Here is a 4,039-nt window from a genome sequence, read left to right as displayed (position 1 = left end):
CTTCCCATCCATCTGCACCGCTGATGACAGCTAGAATCGCAATTGCTACAATATCTATTAATAAATGCTGCTTACTTATTTCTATTCTTGGATCGGTCAAGGTTCCAAAATGGTTTAAAAAACAAGCGTTCAATAAGTGTGTCGGGTTCGATACACCTATTGTTTTTTGTTGGGCAGTTAAAGTCGAAGTAAACCCTTTCGCCATCGATCGCACCTAATTACGCACTTGATTTAGCCCAATACTTCATCTTATCATGTTTTAGGCTGAAATTAAGATGCGTTTACCCTGATTGTTAAGCTAAGCATGAAAACCTCATGTCAGGCTAATTATTTCTCCTTTCCCTGGAACTCAAAGAAGTCCCGAACAATTTTTTTTCAATAATGAATGAACAAATGGAGTCATATTTTAATTGGTATTTCGGTAAAAAATGAGTAATATTACTCATTGACAACAGTGTTTTTAGCTTAACTTGTGAGGAATGGTGCTAGACACACCACTAGACACAGTGCCAGACACACCACTAGACACAGTGCCAGACACACCACTAGACACAGTGCTAAACACTGTAGACACAGCAGCCGAACCGCTTGATACAAAGGATGTAGACAGTGTAGACACCCTCGAATGGACTAACGACGGTTCATTCCCTGTGTGCGGTTTCACCCGCCAAAATTCCACCTTTTTAGACTGGGTTGACCTCTCTCAACTCATTGCACTTGTACTCGCATCGGCGGGGGTGTTTGTGCTGGCAATGTCCATGTGGCGACAAATCAACCCACTCAATCTATTGCCTTCCCCAGTCCGCATCAACATTCAAATTGGGACAAAATTATGAGCTTACAACTGCGACTATTCGGCGGTAAATCTGATAACAACCAATTAGCTAGCAGCAATGACGGCGGACACGCAATCGACAAATCTAAGGTGCTGGCAAGCACTGACACAAACGTTATCACGCCATTAAATCCTGGTAACTTCTCTAGCATTCGTAGTGTTCCAGTTGTGCCAGCACCGCGCTACTTTACCAAAGAAGAAGCGGACGCAATGAAGGACTTGGCAAAAGAGAAAACAGACGGTGCAAGGCAGTCTAAACGCGCTTACAAGGCACTAGGAAAAATTGAAGCGGCCGACAAAACCGTACACAAGGAGCACAGGAAATATGAGGGGGCGGTTGCTGAGAACGAACTAGGCAAAAAGCGCGCTGATGCTGGCTTAGCCAAGAAATTACACGGCTTGCGTCCCGGTTACGCTCGTCTGGGCTTGGGGATTGATAAAGCTGAGAATGATGCTCGCGCTCGCATTGATGAAATTAAAGCCAAGTTGACAGGAGGGACTAACTAAATGAAAGCGATGTATCTGGCTAACTACTTCGTTGCCGGATGCGTCGCTTTCTCCCTTTTAGGGTGGATAGCGAGCCTGCATCCGATGGCAATGAAAGCGGTTTTATTCCTATTAGCAGCAATTGCGATTGCTTGGGGGTTGAGCTGGTTGCTTGATTACTCCCTGAGCAAGTTGCTCAAGATTTCAGTCGCCGACTTGCAGGCGCTTTTAATCGGTGGTTTAGCGATGCTGCTGATTGGTTTAGGGGTGTTTATATGCAGCTAAAACTGTTTGTGTTGAGCGCGTCCTCTGTCGTGCTGTGGTTAATTCCACTAGCAGCACTAGACAAAAAGCTAGACATTCACAAAGCACTGCAAGGGGTGAGTCTGTGTGCTGCAATTGCCTGTGCAGTGTCCGCTGGTAACATTGCCCGCGAACTGGCAGAGGAAAGTGAGATTGAAGCGATGAAGACCAGGGCAATTACTGCTGATGTGGTGGATGAAATCGCCGTCAGCGCATATGTAAGTCAGCAGCAGCGCCAACAGGAAGCTGAGGCGATATTAGCTTCCCCAGGGGAAGACTTGGAAGCTTCACGGCAAGCGCTGGAGGCTATATACAGCGCGGACTTACCGGAACCGGAAGTGACTACCTTAGCTACCGCTTCCGAGCCAACTCCCCTAGATAAATCGCTGTATGCGGAAATCTGTAAGTCACGGGAAGTGGGCAAAACTAATACTTGGATTATTGAGAATATTCTCAAGATGAAGGGGAGAAAGTTCGCAGACGGTAAGGTGAAATTGCAAGAACTGCTGAGCAAGTTTGAGGGCGAAGCGTAGCACACTTTGAGCAAAACACATCCAGCACGTATGTAGATGTCCGAAGGCCGTAGGGTTTCGCACTATGCAGCACATATGTAGATAGATGCAGTACGTATGTAGATTTTGGAAACCCGTAGGGTTTCCAAGCAAATAACACAGTTGTAGAACAGCGGTATTTTTTGCAAGCCACAAACCCTTGGCAACCTATACTACGCGACTGCACCATCACCTGAGCTACTACTGTCTCTTATAATTAGTGAACGCGCTTGTTTGAAATGAAATCCACGTTCTGCGGCTGACAGGGGGAGTAGAGCAAGCGCTTATGGCTAAAAGGTTGTAGAGCGAAGCCGCCGATGTCGAGTTGCCCTGAGCCTTCACTATTTTTCCCTAATCCTTTGCTGACAATCGGGGTTATACCATTTTTTTAAAGATGTGATAGACTTGTGTAAAAAGTAAAGGAGAGAATTACAATGTCTGGTCGTCCTCATATAAAGATTACCGAATCTGGAGAAAACTTACGAGAAATCCTCAAAAAACAAAAAACAATCCTAGCTTATAATAAAGTCCAAATGCTTTATTTATTTCAGTTAAAACAAGTAGAAACTGTGCGGGAAGTATCAGCAGTTTTAGGTAAAAGTGAGGCAACGATTCATCGCTGGCTCTCCCAATATAGAAAGGGCGGTCTGGAAAATTTGTTAAAAAATAGGCAGGTTTTCGGTCGCCCAAAAAAGTTCTCAGTTGAAATAGCAGCGACCAGAAGTGTTGAACGCTTATTGATAGAATTCTGAAAATAGACATACGAATCCTATAAAATGCTGATTTCAGCAATTGAAAACAAGTTCCTTAAACCAGTGAATATAGCTGATTTTCTCACACATAAAAGCCTGCAAATATCGTAATTTGTCTAAGAGTTTATTTCCAATTTTATCAGGAACTTCAACTAACTGAAGCAATAAATAACAAATCAAACAGGCATAGATTTGGATCTTGATTCCATTAGTATTTTTAGTAATTATACGAGCCAGTTTTAAATGCATTTTTAAGAATTTCCACAGCAATTCAATCTGCCATCGTCTGCGATAAATTTCTCCAATTTCGACCTTGGTGTATGCTAATTCTCCTGATTTAGTTAGGTAAATTAGTGACAAACCTAAATTCAGTTCGGGTTTTTAAATCTGAAAAAGTCACTAATCTTACTTGAACTTTTCGTTTGTCACTCCACACTTCATAAGTTCAATCCTCCTTCATGTTGATAGTAGAATTATTCTTAATTCGTAGTACAAAATATTGATTTTCTTGTTTCATTAATGCTTGAACGCGTTCCGAACTCGAAAAACCTCTATCCATTACAGCGACTCCATTTTGAGGTGTGGCTGCTATAGTTTCATCTCAATGCTCACTGTCATGACCTTGACCAAAATGAATGTGTACTCCATCAATTATTCCCCGTTCATTGTCCGTTCCAGCAAATAATTTTACTTGATGGTATTCCTGTTGCCATAGTAATTTACTTGTCAAGGTAACTATCGTTGAATCTAAAGGGAATAAGCTGAGACAATCTTTGTTAATTAATTGACGTTTTATATCGGCTTGTAATCTTTGAAATATTTTTACAAAAACATCAATATCTCTCTGCTTACTAGCCTTGGAAAAAGTTGATATATCTAGGGAAATATCTCGACTGTTTAAACGGGAAAATAGGGGACGCATAGTATCCAGACTTTGGTCAAAACTAAACCCTAGCCAGCAGGAGACAAATGTGAAGCTATCTAAAACTGGATAATCATCTTTGGGTAAATGGGCGAGATACCGTTTGACAATTTGGGAGCATCCCGATTTTGTAAAAGTGCTATCCAGAGAGGATAATAGGTAGAGCGTCAACGGAAGCGTGAACTGCATT

General features: G+C 42.3%; 6 protein-coding genes and 1 pseudogene. 5 read left to right on the top strand and 2 right to left on the bottom strand.

The features are described from left to right. The coding region (locus QT984_RS29550; protein ID WP_333058627.1) for a transposase family protein at positions 1 to 205 on the bottom strand (205 nt) is incomplete at its 3' end. A gap of 274 nt (positions 206 to 479) precedes the next feature. Between QT984_RS29550 and QT984_RS29545 the strand changes: the two genes are divergently transcribed. From QT984_RS29545 to QT984_RS29525, 5 genes are all read left to right on the top strand, one after another. Further along, positions 480 to 836 carry a hypothetical protein gene (locus QT984_RS29545; protein WP_333058628.1) on the top strand — a complete coding sequence of 119 codons (357 nt, stop codon included), beginning with the start codon at positions 480 to 482 and terminating at the stop codon, positions 834 to 836. Then, entirely contained in the window at positions 833 to 1,342 is a 510-nt protein-coding gene (locus QT984_RS29540) for a hypothetical protein (protein ID WP_333058630.1), read from the top strand. Before QT984_RS29545 ends, QT984_RS29540 begins: the two co-directional genes overlap by 4 nt. Further along, positions 1,343 to 1,606, top strand: a complete 264-nt coding sequence (locus tag QT984_RS29535) for a hypothetical protein (protein WP_333058631.1) — start codon at positions 1,343 to 1,345, stop codon at positions 1,604 to 1,606. Next, positions 1,597 to 2,157 carry a hypothetical protein gene (locus QT984_RS29530; RefSeq protein WP_333058633.1) on the top strand — a complete coding sequence of 187 codons (561 nt, stop codon included), beginning with the start codon at positions 1,597 to 1,599 and terminating at the stop codon, positions 2,155 to 2,157. The genes QT984_RS29535 and QT984_RS29530 overlap by 10 nt, the downstream gene beginning before the upstream one ends. A 452-nt stretch (positions 2,158 to 2,609) precedes the next feature. Next, on the top strand, positions 2,610 to 2,927 hold the full coding sequence (locus QT984_RS29525; RefSeq protein WP_333058634.1) for a helix-turn-helix domain-containing protein: 318 nt from the start codon (positions 2,610 to 2,612) through the stop codon (positions 2,925 to 2,927). Between the two features lie 33 nt (positions 2,928 to 2,960). On the opposite strand, the pseudogene QT984_RS29520 reads toward QT984_RS29525, so the two are convergent. Then, positions 2,961 to 4,038 (bottom strand): annotated as a pseudogene (locus QT984_RS29520) (IS4 family transposase). Position 4,039 lies beyond the last annotated feature (1 nt).

It is taken from the genome of Microcoleus sp. Z1_B2 (assembly GCF_036700325.1).
GTDB lineage: Bacteria > Cyanobacteriota > Cyanobacteriia > Cyanobacteriales > Microcoleaceae > Microcoleus.
The sequence above is the reverse complement of the archived record's forward strand: the minus strand, read 5'-3'. Positions and strand labels throughout refer to the sequence as shown.

What these genes read in the sequence shown, in the direction of transcription:
- QT984_RS29545 (WP_333058628.1), top strand. Translation starts at nt 480, where the DNA reads ATGGTGCTAGACACACCACTAGACACAGTGCCAGACACACCACTAGAC.
- QT984_RS29540 (WP_333058630.1), top strand. Translation starts at nt 833, where the DNA reads ATGAGCTTACAACTGCGACTATTCGGCGGTAAATCTGATAACAACCAA.
- QT984_RS29535 (WP_333058631.1), top strand. Translation starts at nt 1,343, where the DNA reads ATGAAAGCGATGTATCTGGCTAACTACTTCGTTGCCGGATGCGTCGCT.
- QT984_RS29530 (WP_333058633.1), top strand. Translation starts at nt 1,597, where the DNA reads ATGCAGCTAAAACTGTTTGTGTTGAGCGCGTCCTCTGTCGTGCTGTGG.
- QT984_RS29525 (WP_333058634.1), top strand. Translation starts at nt 2,610, where the DNA reads ATGTCTGGTCGTCCTCATATAAAGATTACCGAATCTGGAGAAAACTTA.